This is a genomic window from Rheinheimera muenzenbergensis, from assembly GCF_036984005.1.
GTDB classification, from domain to species: Bacteria; Pseudomonadota; Gammaproteobacteria; order Enterobacterales; family Alteromonadaceae; genus Alishewanella; species Alishewanella muenzenbergensis.
Window position 1 is genome coordinate 113,823 of sequence record NZ_JALAAR010000003.1, and the last position, 15,842, is coordinate 129,664.

The 15,842-nt window shown below is 52.0% G+C and carries 13 protein-coding genes; 3 read left to right on the top strand and 10 right to left on the bottom strand.

What is annotated here, in order from left to right; translation table 11 throughout:
- Window positions 1-6: 6 nt before the first annotated feature.
- From rraB to nudF, 9 genes are all read right to left on the bottom strand, one after another.
- Window positions 7-378, bottom strand: coding sequence for a ribonuclease E inhibitor RraB (gene rraB / locus MN202_RS04535; protein ID WP_335734904.1), 372 nt, complete (start codon window positions 376-378; stop codon window positions 7-9).
- A gap of 4 nt (window positions 379-382) precedes the next feature.
- Window positions 383-1,132 carry a 1-acylglycerol-3-phosphate O-acyltransferase gene (locus MN202_RS04540; protein WP_335734905.1) on the bottom strand — a complete coding sequence of 250 codons (750 nt, stop codon included), beginning with the start codon at window positions 1,130-1,132 and terminating at the stop codon, window positions 383-385.
- A gap of 76 nt (window positions 1,133-1,208) precedes the next feature.
- A complete protein-coding gene (gene parC, locus MN202_RS04545; protein WP_335734906.1) occupies window positions 1,209-3,494 on the bottom strand; it encodes a DNA topoisomerase IV subunit A in 2,286 nt (761 codons plus the stop codon).
- Window positions 3,491-4,915: a tetratricopeptide repeat protein gene (locus MN202_RS04550; RefSeq protein ID WP_335734907.1), complete on the bottom strand. Its 1,425-nt coding sequence runs from the start codon at window positions 4,913-4,915 to the stop codon at window positions 3,491-3,493. Before MN202_RS04550 ends, parC begins: the two co-directional genes overlap by 4 nt.
- Before the next feature lie 26 nt (window positions 4,916-4,941).
- Window positions 4,942-6,837: a DNA topoisomerase IV subunit B gene (gene parE, locus MN202_RS04555; RefSeq protein ID WP_335734908.1), complete on the bottom strand. Its 1,896-nt coding sequence runs from the start codon at window positions 6,835-6,837 to the stop codon at window positions 4,942-4,944.
- 54 nt (window positions 6,838-6,891) lie between these two features.
- Window positions 6,892-7,461 carry a YqiA/YcfP family alpha/beta fold hydrolase gene (locus MN202_RS04560; protein WP_335734909.1) on the bottom strand — a complete coding sequence of 190 codons (570 nt, stop codon included), beginning with the start codon at window positions 7,459-7,461 and terminating at the stop codon, window positions 6,892-6,894.
- Window positions 7,462-7,507: 46 nt separating this feature from the next.
- Window positions 7,508-8,263, bottom strand: a complete 756-nt coding sequence (locus MN202_RS04565; RefSeq protein ID WP_335734910.1) for a metallophosphoesterase — start codon at window positions 8,261-8,263, stop codon at window positions 7,508-7,510.
- Entirely contained in the window at window positions 8,263-8,703 is a 441-nt protein-coding gene (locus MN202_RS04570; RefSeq protein ID WP_335734911.1) for a DUF1249 domain-containing protein, read from the bottom strand. Before MN202_RS04570 ends, MN202_RS04565 begins: the two co-directional genes overlap by 1 nt.
- A gap of 1 nt (window position 8,704) precedes the next feature.
- Entirely contained in the window at window positions 8,705-9,340 is a 636-nt protein-coding gene (nudF, locus tag MN202_RS04575; RefSeq protein WP_335734912.1) for an ADP-ribose diphosphatase, read from the bottom strand.
- A gap of 120 nt (window positions 9,341-9,460) precedes the next feature.
- On the opposite strand from nudF, the gene tolC reads away from it, so the two are divergent.
- The 3 genes from tolC to MN202_RS04590 all read left to right on the top strand — a co-directional run bounded on the left by tolC (window position 9,461) and on the right by MN202_RS04590 (window position 13,038).
- Window positions 9,461-10,753: an outer membrane channel protein TolC gene (tolC, locus tag MN202_RS04580; protein WP_335734913.1), complete on the top strand. Its 1,293-nt coding sequence runs from the start codon at window positions 9,461-9,463 to the stop codon at window positions 10,751-10,753.
- A 759-nt stretch (window positions 10,754-11,512) separates the two neighbouring features.
- On the top strand, window positions 11,513-12,445 hold the full coding sequence (gene lpxL, locus MN202_RS04585) for an LpxL/LpxP family Kdo(2)-lipid IV(A) lauroyl/palmitoleoyl acyltransferase (protein ID WP_335734914.1): 933 nt from the start codon (window positions 11,513-11,515) through the stop codon (window positions 12,443-12,445).
- Window positions 12,446-12,447: 2 nt separating this feature from the next.
- Window positions 12,448-13,038, top strand: coding sequence for a TcpQ domain-containing protein (locus MN202_RS04590; protein WP_335734915.1), 591 nt, complete (start codon window positions 12,448-12,450; stop codon window positions 13,036-13,038).
- Here MN202_RS04590 and glnE read toward each other — a convergent pair.
- Entirely contained in the window at window positions 13,031-15,841 is a 2,811-nt protein-coding gene (gene glnE, locus MN202_RS04595; protein ID WP_335734916.1) for a bifunctional [glutamate--ammonia ligase]-adenylyl-L-tyrosine phosphorylase/[glutamate--ammonia-ligase] adenylyltransferase, read from the bottom strand. The two genes, MN202_RS04590 and glnE, sit on opposite strands and share 8 nt — an antisense overlap.
- Between the last annotated feature and the right edge of the window lies 1 nt (window position 15,842).

Sequence of the window (15,842 nt, forward strand, 5' to 3'; positions counted from 1 at the left end):
AGTGACTTATTCTTCGTCATCTTCCAGTTCAAATTCGTCTTCGTCACCTTCAAAGTAGGTGCCCCAACCGTCGTATTCTACTTTGTGTTTCTTAGCCAGCTCTTCCAGTTTAATGGCATCAGCAACGATGCTGTCGGTATCCAGCGACTGTTCGCGAATGGCATCAAACACCCAGGCGTTGCCGCCGTCTTCAAATTCTACTTCTTCGGCGTCAGTAACTTCATAACCCAGCTTAAACAGCTCTACGGCCAGCTTTTCCAGCTTGGCGAAGTCTTTGTCGTAAAAGTGATGTTCAATGGTATAAAGCGCATCCGGATCGCTGCCGTCTTCTAATAACGCTGCGATAGTGTCTTCGGTAAATTCCTGCCAGTTTTCCATAAAATTACTCTTTAGCTGTATTAATGCTGGCAGTGTAGTCGTTGCCCAGTTCGCTATCAAGCAAAGCGATCTGCGTTTGCATCTGTTGGTGCAGGGTTTCGGCAAATTGCCGCAAATTCATTTGTTCTTTATCGGGTAAAGGCGCCGGCGCTAATAATTGAATAATCACTTTACCGTTGTTCCAACGGTTTAGTTTAAATTGACCGTGGGTACTGCTCATACACACCGGCACCAGTGGCACGCCGGCCTCCATAGCAATATGAAAGGCGCCCATTTTAAACGGCAGCAAGCCACGGCCATAACTGCGGGTGCCTTCAGGAAACATCCAGACGGATAAGTTGTTTTTACGGATCCGCTCTGCGGCGGCCAGCATAGTATTCAGTGCCTTGGATTTGTTATTACGGTCAATCAGGATATTGCCGCTTAGCCAATATAGCTGGCCAAAAAACGGGATGTACTTCAGGCTTTTTTTGCCGATAGTTACCGTACGTGGCTCTACCGCACTGCTGATGGTAAATAAATCGAGGTTATTTTGATGGTTAGCAATATACACACAGGGCTGGTTAATATTTGCGCCCTGATATTTACGGACTTCAACGCTGATGCCAAAGATCCACGCCGCCCAGCCATACCAGCTGGAAAATACAGCGACATTATTAGCATGAAACGGCCGCACTACGCAGAGTAATAAGCCTGCCACTGTGCTGATAATAAAAAACAGCACTAATAAAATTAACCGCACTACCGCTATCACTAGATTCTCCAACTGGCCGCGTACACCCGGCAGCAACTATAAGGGTGCCGTAAAAAGGGCACCCAGTATAGCGGTTTTACTCAGGGCTGCTGGTTTGATCACTGAGGTCGTCGGTCTGATTTACCTGCACCTCGTCAATGCGCTGCAAACCGCGCGGTAATTTATTACCACGCCGGCCGCGTTCACCATGATAGTGCGCCAGATCGTCAGCTTTTAACCCCAGCTTACGCTTGCCGGCCACCAGGGTAACACTGCCATCAGAGGGCACTATCGCCAGCTGACAGACGTATTCTTCACGGCTGGCCGCCCGGGCAGACGGAATAGACATCAGCTTGTTGCCTTTACCCTTGCTGAGCTTGGGTAAATCCGCCACCGGAAACACCAGCATGCGGCCTTCATTAGAGATACAAAGTACTAAGTCGGTTTCTGGCTGTCTTACCACCAGTGGTGGCAGCACTTTGGCAGCGACCGGCAGGCTAAGCACGGCTTTACCGGCTTTATTGCGGCTGAGTAAGTCACTGTATTGCGCCACAAAGCCGTAACCGGCGTCGCTGGCCAGCAGCAGGGTTTGCTTGTCGTCGCCCAGTAATACATGGTCAAAGCTTTCGCCGGCCACTACAGCAAAACGGCCGCTTAATGGCTCGCCCTGGCCACGGGCTGAAGGCAGTTCATGTGCTTCGGTAGCAAAACTGCGGCCGGACGAATCAATAAACACCGCCAACTGATTAGAACGGCCACTGGCCATAGCCTTAAAGGCATCGCCGGCTTTATAACTTAACGCATTGCCGTCAATATCATGGCCTTTGGCGCAGCGTACCCAGCCTTTTTCCGACAGCACTACTGTTACCGGTTCGCTTGGCAGCAGCTCTTTTTCGCTCAATGCTTTGGCTTCTTCACGCTGTACCAGCGGACTTCTGCGCTCATCGCCGTATTTCTCGGCATCGGCCAGCAGTTCGTCGCGGATCAGTTTGGTTAGCTTTTTCTCGGAGCCCAGGATCGCCTCAAGCTTGTCCCGCTCTTTGGCCAGATCCGCTAACTCACCGCGGATTTTCATTTCTTCCAGCTTGGCCAGATGGCGTAACTTCAGCTCTAAAATGGCTTCGGCCTGGCGCTCGGTAATACCAAAATGGGCAATCAGCTCCGGCTTGGGCTCATCATAGTGGCGAATAATGCGGATAACTTCGTCAATATTGAGAAAGGCGATTAACAAACCTTCCAATACATGCAGCCGGTCCAGCACCTTGTTTAAGCGGTACTGCAAACGCCGGCGCACTATATCGCGGCGAAACTCCAGCCATTCGGTTAAAATTCCCTGCAGGTTTTTCACCCGGGGCCGGTTGTCCAGCCCGAGGATATTCAGGTTAACGCGGTAGCTGCGCTCCAGATCGGTAGTGGCAAACAAATGTTGCATCAACTGCTCGACGTCAATCCGGTTAGAGCGTGGCACTATGACTATGCGGGTGGGGTTTTCGTGGTCCGATTCATCACGCAAATCACTGACCATGGGCAGTTTTTTCGCCTGCATCTGGGCAGCTATCTGCTCCAGAATTTTAGCTCCGGATGTCTGATGCGGCAGCGCGGTAATAACAATGTCGCCGTCTTCCTGGCTGTAGACAGCGCGCATTTTTACACTGCCGCGGCCGGTTTCGTAAATGGCCGCTAAATCGCTGGCTGAGCTGATAATTTCGGCATCAGTCGGGTAATCCGGCGCCTTAACATATTGCATTAAATCGGCCACACTGCTGTGCGGGTTATCCAGCAAGGCCGCACAGGCATGCGCCACTTCGCGCACATTGTGTGGCGGAATATCGGTGGCCATACCAACCGCAATACCGGTAATACCGTTTAGCAAAATGTGCGGTAAGCGGGCCGGCAGCACTTTGGGCTCTTCCAGGGTACCATCAAAGTTAGGTACCCAGTCGGCAGTGCCGGCGCCAAGTTCTGACAGCAACACTTCAGAGAATCGCGACAATTTCGCTTCGGTGTAACGCATAGCAGCGAACGACTTAGGATCGTCCGGCGCACCCCAGTTACCCTGGCCATCTACCAGCGGATAGCGGTAGGAAAACGGCTGCGCCATCAGCACCATAGCTTCGTAACAGGCACTGTCGCCATGCGGGTGAAACTTACCCAGTACGTCACCTACAGTACGGGCCGACTTTTTATACTTCGCCAGATGCGATAAGCCCAGCTCTGACATGGCATACACAATGCGCCGCTGCACCGGTTTTAAGCCATCGCCTATATGCGGCAGCGCGCGGTCCATAATGACGTACATCGAATAATTCAGATAGGCTTCTTCGGTAAAACGGCGCAGCGCCAGCTGTTCGGTGCCGTCTTGTGCGATCACTGTCTCGGTCATGCGTTATCCTGTTGCCCGGCTGAGTCGGCAGCCTGATTAAGAAATTTTTGTTTGCGTCTGGTCAGTTGCCACAACAGCAAAACCAGTAAAATCAGCGTGCTACAACCTAAAATGGCCAGCCACAATATTTGTATTTTCTGTTCGCGCTCGGCTTCACTCAGCCGCAGCGCCTTCAGTTCGTTGTCCTGCTCCAGTAACCGTGTTTGCTGCTGTTGCCGCTCCTGATCAAACGCCAGCCGCAGTTGCTCAAATGCCAGCTCGTTTTCTTTATTGCGGGCATCCTGAAACACAAATATAAACTCATGCAGCGTCTGATACGCTTTGTCATATTCACCCTGCTCGGCCTGCAATTTAGCTTTCAGATACCAGACATTTAACCGGGTTGGGCTGTCGGCCTCGACCCCTTCTTCTGTCAGTCGCTGCTCTGCCAGCATAAGCTGCTGCATGGCCAGCGATGTTTGCTTAAGCTTTTGAAATATCTGAGCCTTTTCAAAATGATGGGTAGATAAATGCGATCTGGATTGCAGCTGCGGCAGATATTGCTCCGCCTTGGCAATATAAGACAGCGCGGCATCGGCGCGGCCGCTGTCACTGCTGGCTATCGCCAGGCCCAGGTAGGCATGGTACAAATTAACCTGGTCTTGCACCTGCAGGCTTTTTTGCAGCATTTCGTTATAGGTTTGCAGCGCCAGCTGAAACTGTTCCATGTAGCTGTATGTGCGGGCCAGATTAAACAGCACGGTAATCTGCTCTTTTTGCCAGCCCAGTTTTTCGTATGCCGCCAGCGCTTGCTTTAACAGGCTGATCGCCTCCTGTTCATAAGCCAGAGACGCATATAACAAGCCCAGTTCGGACATCACCTCAGCCGTCACTTCAGCATCATTTAACAGCTGTGCGCGTTGGTAAGTATCTTTTAGCAGCGCCAGCGCCTGCTGCATATTGTTGCGGTTGCTTAATATCGCCGCGTGGTTGATCTGGCCATACAGGATGTATTTTTCGTTTTCCAGATGTGTCGCCAGGGTAATGCCGTCTAAATAATGCTGCAAAGCTGCCGGATAATCGGTTTGCATTTCGCGGGCAAAACCCAGCTCATACAATAGCTTTACCTTTAATAACAAGGTGCTGTCGGCCAGCTCTGCCAGGCCTTGCTCAGCGGCCTGTTGCTGCTCCTGATGCCGGCCCAAAATACCCAGCAACGCGGCCTGCTGGTAGCGGGCCGCGGCACGATCTTCAGCACTAAGCGCTGGCAGTTCGGCCTGATGCTGATTAAACAGCGCCAGCATAGCTTCGGGTTGCTGCCGTTTATTAGCGGCTACCTGCTGCAGCCATTGCGGCTCAGTTGCTATAACACTGGCGCTAAACAAGCAGCCGCTTATTAGCCAAACCGTCAGCAACCATGTCGCGTTAATATATGTCTTCACTGTGCACTAACCTTGTGTTTAATGCGCTATACCGCCAGCGCGGCCTTATCACCTTTCAGCTCGAGCCAGTCGCGCCGGTCTGTGGCACGTTTTTTTGCCAGCAGCATATCCATCACTTCCAGCGTTTGTGCCACATCATCAATGGTCAGTTGCACCAAACGGCGGGTGTTAGGGTCCATGGTGGTTTCGCGCAGCTGCAGCGGGTTCATTTCGCCCAAGCCTTTAAAGCGCTGTACGTTTACCTTGCCACGTTTTTTCTCGGCTTCTATCCGATCTAAAATGCCGGCCTTTTCATCTTCGTCCAGCGCGTAGTACACATCTTTACCTATGTCGATACGGTACAGTGGCGGCATGGCAACATAGACATGACCGGCTTCAACCAAGGTGCGAAAATGCCGCATAAACAAGGCACACAGCAAGGTGGCAATATGTAAGCCATCTGAGTCGGCATCGGCCAGAATACAGATTTTGCCATAGCGCAGCGCCGATAAATCGGTACTGTCCGGATCTATACCAATGGCAACCGATATATCATGCACCTCTTGCGAGGCGAGGATTTGACCGGAGTCGACCTCCCAGGTATTGAGGATTTTACCGCGCAGCGGCATAACGGCCTGAAACTCGCGATCGCGGGCTTGTTTGGCACTGCCACCGGCCGAGTCACCCTCTACCAAAAATAATTCGGTCTGGCTCAAATCCTGTGCCGAACAATCGGCCAGCTTGCCAGGCAGAGCCGGCCCGGAGGTGACTTTTTTCCGGATCACCTTTTTCGCGGCTTTCAGCCGCTTTTGCGCATTGTTTATACAAAAATCTGCCAGACTTTCGGCAATATCGGTATGCTCGTTCAGCCACAGGCTGAAAGCATCTTTGACAATACCGGCAACAAAAGCCGCAGACTGGCGTGACGATAAACGCTCTTTAGTCTGGCCGGCAAACTGCGGGTCCTGCATTTTCAGCGACAGGATATAAGCGCAGCGGTCCCAGATATCTTCCGGCGACAATTTAATGCCACGCGGTAACAAATTGCGAAACTCACAAAATTCGCGCAGCGCTTCCAGCAGCCCCTGGCGCAAGCCGTTAACATGGGTACCACCCTGTGCGGTGGGAATAAGGTTAACGTAGCTCTCGGTGACCAGTTCGCCACCTTCAGGCAACCACAACAGGGCCCATTCGACGGCTTCAGTGCTGGCAGAAAAAATGCCGGTAAACGGCTGCTCTGGCAGACAAATGGCGTCTTTTACCGCTTCAGTCAGATAATCTTTAATACCGTTCTGATAACACCACTGATACTGCTGCTGGTTAACCTTGTCAGTAAAACTGACGGTTAAGCCCGGGCAAAGTACCGCCTTTGCTTTTAGCACATGCAACATGCGGCTGACAGAAAACTTCGGCGAGTCAAAATATGACGGTGTTGGCCAGAACCTTACCCGGCTGCCGGTATTACGCTTACCCACAGTGCCGGTAATGCTTAGCTCAGACACCTTGTTGCCATGTTCAAAAGCCATTTCATAGATGTTGCCGTCGCGACGTACTGTTACATCTACCCGGCTGGACAAGGCATTAACCACCGAGATCCCCACGCCATGCAAACCACCGGAAAACTGATAGTTTTTATTAGAGAATTTACCACCGGCATGCAAGCGGCAAAAAATCAGTTCGACGCCGCTAACGCCCTCTTCCGGGTGAATATCCACCGGCATACCGCGGCCGTTGTCGATCACTTCCAGCGACTGGTCTTCGTGCAAAATAACCTGCACTGTATCGGCATGACCGGCCAGGGCTTCATCGACACTGTTATCGATCACTTCCTGACCCAGATGGTTAGGCCGGGTGGTATCGGTATACATACCGGGGCGACGCTGCACGGGCTCAAGGCCGGTCAGCACTTCAATGGAGTCGGCGTTATACTGTTGTGATGTCATAGTCTCGGTCATTCGCTAAAGCATTAAGCGCGCCGTTGCCTGTTTGGCAATGGCTTACGCAAGTTGGCAAAAGTGGGCAATTGTTTGCAGCTCGCCGGCATAACCGACATAGCTGTGATCGCCCCCTTCGCGCAGTGTTATGTTAGCGCCGCGATAGTAATCCAGCGCAAGTCGGTAATCTAACACTTCATCACCGCTTTGCAACAGCAGCAGGTAATTCTCTGGTTGTTGTATCCGCTCAGGCATCAATTGCGCCAGGCTGTGCATCTGCTGTGCAGTAACATCAAAATGTTGCTGCAATACCGGATGATAATAGCGGCCAAGGTGCTGATGCAACACCTTATGCGGTGCCACCGCCGGGTTAATTAAGCAGGCGCGGCAGCCTCGCTCTTCAGCGATACAGGTTGCCAGAAAGCCGCCCAGAGAACTGCCAATCAAGGCTATATCGTCACTGCCATCAAGCTGACGGCGGATCAGCTGCAGCGCACTGACAGGCTCATAGGGTAAATCCAGCGCGGTAAAATCCACCTTGGGATATTGCCGGCGAAAGAAAGCTGTCGTCAGCTGCGCCTTTTCTGATTGCGACGAGCTGGCAAAGCCATGCAAATAGAGTATTTTTTTCATTTCAGCTTACTGCTCGTTATATTCTGCTGTTTATTTTGCTTAGAAATTACAACTGTCTGAATTGCCAGCTGGCCGTGGCGTCATCCCTGAATACCCAGTCACACCACTGCGGCCCGGCATTGTATGTTTGCCAGTCAGCCGTAGCGCTAAACTGCACTGAGCTGGCCGGGCAACCCACAACAGCAATGCCGGCGTGTTGCCGCTGATAAGCATAATGTGCATGGCCATGCGCAATGCCGCGGATACGCCGATCTGCACCGATACTTTGCCATAAGCGTTCGCTGTCAAGCTGGCCGTGTTTATCAATAAAACAGTTAAGCGCCAAAGGATGATGATGGCAAAACAGCCAGACAGCGCTGGCGCTACTGTGTTGCAACTGGCTGGTTAACCATTGTTGCTCAGCCAGACTAAAGCTGCCAGAGGGCGTTGTGCCCTTACTGTTTACCAGCGCAAGCAGCCAGTTGCCCAGCAGCAAGCTGCGCTCCGGCCGAAACGGCTGCTGTTGCGTTATCGTCGCCAGCAGCTCAATGTCATCATGGTTTCCCGGTGTGACAAAAACCGGGCAAGGCAGCGGCGCCAGTATATCTGCCAGCAGCTGGTAAGAGGCAATACTGTGGTCCTGTGTTACATCGCCGGTCAGCAGTACTGCATCGGGCTGCTCTGTCCGCAAACGGCGCACTATAGCAGCCAAATGCAGTGCCGGCTGCACCTGTTGGTAAAAACCGTGTTTGTCGGCCAGCAAGTGGCAATCGGTAATTTGTGCCAGCCGGTACTGCTGCTTGGCAGGAAAGACGTACTGCATCAGCTAAACGCCAGCTCCTTATTGTTATAGCCCTGACAGGCGCATAATTTCAGCCAGTCGCGCAGCAGCAGGTTAATCTGCAGTTTTTCATCCGGCAACAGCATATCAGTGTTAGGGTAATCGTAACGCGCTTTAAAACGACTGATCTGCTGGCAGGACAATACTTCTGCCAGTTGGGCGTCATGGTACAGCCGTACCACAAAGCCCGGCCGGAACAACACATGGTTGGGCGGTAACAGTTCAATGCGTAACGTGGTGGTAAAAGGTGCCACCTCGGTAACACTGACGCGGTAACAGTGTTGTGGGTTAATGCTGACATCACTTGTCTGGCCTGGCTGAGGATCCGCAGCCAGATAGCGGTTAAGCTGGGCATAATTGCGCTCACACAGTGCCAGAAAATCTGGCAACACCGGCACGTATTTATTGCGCTTTAACCACACTTCAGGCTCCCCAGCGTGCTTTAACTTGGTCCAGGTTTAGTGCCAGCCACTGCAAGGCAATGACACTGGCGGCGTTATCTATTTTTTGCTCCGCTAACAACTGCATGGCCTGCTGGCGGGCGACGACATGAACTTTAATATCCTCATGCTCTTGCGCCAGACCGAAGATACCAGGCTGCACCGGTGCCGTTAACCGGCCGAGAAACAGTTGGATCCGCTCTGTAGTCCCCCCCGGGCTCGATGAGTAGCTTAGCATAGGCCATAGCTCGGCAATTGTTAAGCCCGCCTCTTCTTCAGCCTCACGTTGCGCCACCTGCTCTGGCGTTTCACCCGGGTCGATCATGCCGGCAATAGCTTCCAGCAGCCAGGGACTGGCGCGGCTGAACATAGCGCCGGCGCGGAATTGCTCTATCAGCACCAACTCATCGGTCTCAGCATTGTAAGGCAGCACTACCACCGCATGGCCGCGTTCGAAAATTTCACGCTGCATCGGCTCACTCCAGCCGCCGTTAAACAGCTTATGCCGCAGGCTGTAGCGGTCTAAGCGGAAAAAACCCTGAAAAACCGTGGTTTTGTCGAGAATTTCAACATCTGCCGGGCCAAATGCTGGATACTGGCCTAAGTTCGCTTTTGTCATAATTGTGCTCACATTCTGTTACACTCTTGCGCGTAACTTTACGGTTTAATGATTACCTAGTTTACCGTAACAGAGTATTATTCGTGCAGTTTCCTTTTAGTCAGGCCAGGATTGGTAATAATGAAAAAGACTTTAATCAGCACCTTATTCGCATCATCATTCGGATTGTTCAGCCTGCATCTTTGTGCAGCCGACCTGCAAGAAATTTATCAGTTAGCCACGCAAAAAGACCCTACGGTGTTGCGGGCCGCTGCCACTCGTGATGCGGCAGCCCTGCGTATTGATTTACAGCGCGCCAAATTGTTACCCAGCATTACTGCTGAAGCCGGTTTTGGCCGTAGCGACAAAGCCAGTCATAGTTTTGATGGTCCCAATGCCACATCTGCAGACCTTACTTTACGGCAATCTATATTTAACTGGGAAAATTGGAGCAACCTGTCCCGTGCCGAGCAGTTCGCCTTGCAGGTACAAACCACCTATGACAGTGAAATGCAAAACCTGATTGTACGGGTTACCGACGCCTATTTTAATGTGCTGCGTGCGGTAGATGGTTTAGGTTTTGCACAGGCAGAAAAACGCTCGATCGAGCGCCAGCTGGAGCAAACCAAACAACGCTTTAAAGTCGGTTTAACGGCTATTACCGATGTGCATGAGGCCCAGGCCCAGTTTGACAGTGCCCAGGCCCGGGAGATCGGCGCTGAGAATGAACTGGAGAATGCCCGCGAGTTTCTACGCGAAATTACCGGCCAGTATCATGAAGACTTAGCTCAACTGAATACCGATAAGTTTGCCCCGGGTGCACCAACTCCGGCAGCGATACAAAACTGGGTTACTTTAGCCCAGGACAATAACCTGGTGTTAAAAAGCCAGCGCTTATTGCTGCAGATTGCCGATAAAGATATTGAACTGGCCAGATCTGGCCATTACCCAACGTTAGGGCTAACTGCAACCATGGGAGCAGTGAAGGCCTCAGGTGCTGATCGTTCAGACAGCAGCTCTATTGGCATCGCTCTGCAAGTACCAATATACAGTGGTGGCGGTGTATCTGCAGGGGTTGAAGTCGCCAAAGCTAATTATGTTGAAGTAAGCCAGACACTGGAGCTGAACCATCGCGCGGTAATCCGCCAGGTCCGCAGCTCTTTTAACGGTGTTAATGCGCTTATTTCATCTATTCGGGCATTAGAGCAAGCGGTAGTGTCGGCAGAGAGTGCGTTAAACGCCACTGAAGCCGGTTTTGAAGTGGGTACCCGTACTATCGTCGACGTGCTGCAAAGCACCCGCAACCTGTTTGAAGCGCGGCGTAATCTGTCCAGTGCCCGCTATGACTACATCACGGCGGTACTACAATTACGCCAGGCTGCAGGTAACTTAACTGAGCAAGATTTGCAGGCAATTAACTCTAGCCTGAAGTAAGCACTATGCTGGCATTTCAGGCTTCACTATCCAGTGAAGCCGTTCTGTTTTAATTTCAATATAGAAAATACTTACCTAAACAATAATGAAACACCTTTCTGATTGTTTAAGTCAGAAAGGTGTTTCACGTTTTAGTTTAGGGGATTTGGCAACCTTCACATAACGGGATCCAAACCAGTTCTTCTCTGCACGAACCTGGCACAACTTCAGTGTGGCTGCGGGTTCTATTCAGATGGGAAGTATTGGCCAGCCCAATCCAACCAGATAAATGTATCCATTCAGCTGGCGGATAGACGTATCTATTGTTAGCCGCGTCCCAATAGGCAGGCGCTTGATAATGAACAGATCTGCTAGTGTACATTTGCGATGAACAGGCGACATGGCCATTTTTCATCTCACTTGACGTTACCCATTCAGAAAAGTACTGCCCTCTGTGATGGGTCCAAAGAGACCCGCTGTAAGCGCATAACGTATAAGGTTCATTAGTTTGAACCGTGCGGTAATCGCATACCTGGCGAACATCCCAATAACCATTTTGAGCGGACGCAAAAAATGGTAAAGCTGTAGCAAGTAAAATAAGCAGTTTTTTATTTAACATTTAAACCTCAGATTGATTACACCAACAAAATATATATAACCTTTGTTACGTGCCGTCAATACTGCTGTTTTTTGCAACCCATATATCCTCTTACCAGTTTTATCTATCCCTGCGGTGGTTTTTCGCTACAATAGCGCATTAATTTGTACTGAGGATTTCATGTGGTGCAGGCTCCGCAGTTTAGCTGGCGTTTTTTGTTGCCCAAATATTGGTTGTTATGGCTTGGTGCTGCGTTACTGTGGTTAGTAAGCTGGTTACCCTATTCGGTTTTAATGTGGCTGGGGCAAAGTTTTGGCCGCTTGCTATATAAAGCAATGAAATCGCGTGCGAAAGTAGCGCGACGCAATATTGAGCTTTGCTTTCCGCATTTAACTGAGGCCGAGCGCGAAGACTTGGTACGGCGTAACTTTGATGAAACCGGCAAAGCCTTGTTTGATACCATTATTGGCTGGTGGTGGCCCAACTGGCGCTTTGGCAAACTGGCTCAGTTTCAAGGCTATCAGCACATCCAGGCAGCGCAAGCCCAAGGCAAAGGCGTACTATTGCTGGCCGCGCACTTTTTGCACCTCGAAGCTGCCGGACGGGTATTCGGTTTAACCCACCCCAGTGTTGGCTTTTACCGGCCGCATAACAACCCGCTGATGGACTATCTGCAGTATCACGGCCGTAACCGGGCCAATAAATATATGATTGGTAAGCGCGACGTAAAAGGCCTTATAGCGGCGTTAAATCAGGGCGAAGTGTGTTTTTACCTGCCGGATCAGGACTACGGCCGCAATCGCAGCGAGTTTGTACCTTTTTTTGCCGTACCAGATGCCGCCACGACTACAGGTACCCTGTTATTTGCTAATGCCGCCAACTGCGTGGTGCTGCCTATTGTTACCAGCCGGCGTAGTAACAACGCTGGCTATCAGGTTGAAGTGTTGCCCGCTTTGTCCCCCTTTCCTACCGGCGATGATAAAGCCGATGTAACCCGGGTAAATCAATGGGTCGAGCAAGCGGTATTGCGCCAGCCAGAGCAGTATATGTGGTTGCACCGGCGCTTTAAAACCCGGCCCGATGCCGCAGCGCCATCACTGTATAAAGGAGTTTAACTATGTGGTTTTGGATCCGCAGTATAGTTTTATTAGTGGTGCTGGGTGGCCTGGCATACTTAGTGTTAACCAAGCCGGATTTTTTTCTGCGCAAAGACACGGTCAACGAAGCAGCCGACAGCTTTAGTGAGTTTTACGGCAAGATCCGCGGCTCTATCGCCGACGGTGCCAAAGAACTGTCAGAATTCAAAATTACTTTACCCGACACCAGCGACAAGCTGACAGGCCAATTAGTGCAACGTGGCAAAGTTACAGTACCGGGCAACATAAACTGGCGCGGCCAGGTAACCGATCGCCGCTTTCGCGAAGGTGAAACGGTAAAAACCAAATTGACCGAATTTGCCCGGGCTGAAGGGCTGGAGCTATATTGGACCTTACCGCGCGATTATGTCATTAAGCAGTATTTTCAAACCAACACCACATTGATTGAAACCCTGCATGAAGTTGCGGTAGCTATAGCACCGGATTTCAGCTCACCGGTGCTGGCTTATTATTGCCCAATTGAGCGTGCCGCTGTCATTACCGATGCCGCTAACGCTCACTTGCAACAACATTGCATTACGGCTGATACACCGCCGGCTAATGCTAAATAAGTGCCTGTTCAAAGCAGCGCTGCCACACTTGCTCTACCACAACTTTTGCCTGTAACAATTCATCCTGCGCCGGCAGCGTAGCCGGTGCCAGAGTCTGGCGGTGACCGGCGCCGCGCAGCAGCTGGTAGCTTTGCTGCAGTTGCTGCACGTCGGTTGCCGGCAGTAAACCGCTGTGCGCGGCCGCATCCAGTATGCGGATATTGTCGGTATACTGATACAAGGCCGGATGCTGTGCTGCGTGCGCCAGCACCAGATACTGGCTGATAAATTCCAGATCAACGATTCCACCGCTGCTGTGTTTAGGATCATCGGCCGTAGTACCATGATGCTGCCGCAACTTTTGCCGCATTTGCAGCACATCTTGCCGCAGCGTGTCCTGCGATCGGCTAAGGCAAATGATCTGCTGGCGTATTTCGGCAAAGCGCTGACACAGCTCTGCACTGCCGTAAATCGCCCGGGCCCGCACCAGAGCCTGATGTTCCCAGGTCCAGGCTTGTTGCTCCAGATACTGGCCGTAGGTATCAATATGAATAGCCAGCAGGCCTGAGTTGCCGGACGGCCGCAACCTGGTATCGACCTCATACAACACGCCGCTGCTGGTACGGGTAGTACACAGATGCAATACCCGCTGTACCAGCTTTAAGTAAAACTGCATGGCATCGATATTGCGCTCACCGTCAGTTGTGCCCTGGCTACTGCAGTTATGCACAAAGACCAGATCCAGATCCGAACCATAGCCCAGCTCCAGCCCCCCAAGCTTACCGTAGGCGATTACTGCCAGGCCTTTATTCTGCGCATTGCAGTGTGGTGGCACGCCATAGCGCGCCGTCATTTGTTGCCAGGCCAGTTCCACCACCTGTGCCACGACGGCTTCGGCTAACCAGGTCAGATGATCGCTGACTTTCATTAGCGGCAGTACGCCGGTGATGTCGGCCGCGGCAATACGCAGTTGCTGTGCTTGCTTGTACTGGCGCAACGTTTCCATTTGCAGCTCCAGATCGTCCGGGTCAACCCGCAACATTTGCTGCTGTAAACGGGCTGCGTAGTCGGCCTGGCTGGCAATCTGATACAGCTGTGCCGGATCTATTAACTCGTCCAGCAACATCGGATAACGTGCCAGTTGTTCGGCCAGCCAACCGCTGCGGTTACACAGCAGCACCAGTTGCTGCAGTGCTGCTGAGTTTTCAAATAGCAGCTCAAGATACGCAGTACGGGTAACGATCTGGCCAAACACCAGCAATAGCCGGCTTAACACCGCCGCATGACATTGTTGTTGCTGCAGTATATGCAGCAACAGTGGCATCAGTTTAGCCAGGTAATCGCGCCCCCGCGGGCCGACACTGCGCTTTTGACAATCCAGCCTGAACTGCTGTAACTGCTGGATCAGGCCGGTGGCGTCTGCGGCATCCAACCAATCTAACTGCGAGGCCAGCTCTTCTGCGTTTTGTTCACTGTCCCAAATCAGTTTGCCCAGGCTCAGATCCTGCGCATCAGGCTCTTCGCCGTTATCAATCACCAGTTTAAATTGCTGGTGAATGCGTTGCATCGCCTGTTCAATTTTCGTTTGCAAGCTGGCCCAGCTGTCCAGCTGCAGTGCTGCTAATAACTGGGCCCGTTCAACCGGGTCCTGTGGCAGAGTTTGCGTTTGTTTATCATCCAGCCCCTGCAAGGCTTGCTCTACCTGCCGCAACCATAAATAGTCATCACGCAGCTGCGTTACCTGCTGGGCAGTTAAAATATGTTCTTGCTGCAATACCTGCAGCGCCTGCAGTATGGCGGGCTGCTGCAAAGCCGGTATACGTCCGCCACGGATCAGTTGCAGGGTTTGCACGACAAACTCCACTTCGCGAATGCCGCCGGCACCAAGCTTAATATTATCGCGCCGGTTTAGCCGGCGGTTTTCCTGTTCAATTTGCTGCTTCATCCGCCGCAGCGATTCAATCGCCGAAAAATCAATATAACGCCGGTAAATAAAGGGCCGCAGCAACTGCTGTAGTTCGTTGCTGTGCTTCGCGTCCGGATTGAGCACCCGCGCTTTTAACATAGCGTAACGCTCCCACTCCCGGCCTTGCTCCTGATAGTAATCTTCCATCGCGGCAAAGCTCAGCACCAAGGGCCCACTGTCGCCAAAAGGTCGCAAACGCATATCTACCCGATAGGCAAAACCATCGGCAGTTACCTGATGCAGAGCGGCGATAATCTTTTGTCCAAGCCGGGTGAAAAACTGCTGATGCTCGCAGCTGCGTCTGCCGCCGCTGGTTTCACCATTGGCCGGATAGGTAAAAATAAGGTCAATATCAGAAGAAAAGTTCAGCTCGCCGCCGCCAAGCTTGCCCATGCCTAAAATAAGTAATGGCATAGCCGTGCCGGCGTCATCGCGCGGCGTGCCCCACTGCGCAGCCAGTTGCTGATACGCCCAGTGATAAGCGGTGTTGATCAGCCGCTCGGCCAATTGCGATACCTGCACCAGACTGGCCGTTACCGGCTGCAATTGCAAAATATCCGCAGCAAGAATCCGGCACAACTGCGCATTACGATAACGCCGCAACCGGCTAAATACCGCAGCTTCATCGGCAAGATCCAGCTGCTGCAGTACGTCAGGCTGTTGCTGCAGTGCCAGACTCAGGCGGGCGGGCTCGGTAAATTCAGCCAGCAATTCCGGCTGTTGCAGCAAAGTACGGTTGATAAAACCACTGCTGCTAAGCAAACGCTGCAGTATCGTCAACGCCGCCGGCGACAAGCCGGCAGTAGCGTGCTGGCTTAACCGTTGCGCCAGCAGGGCGGCCATGTCTGTCGGCATCATC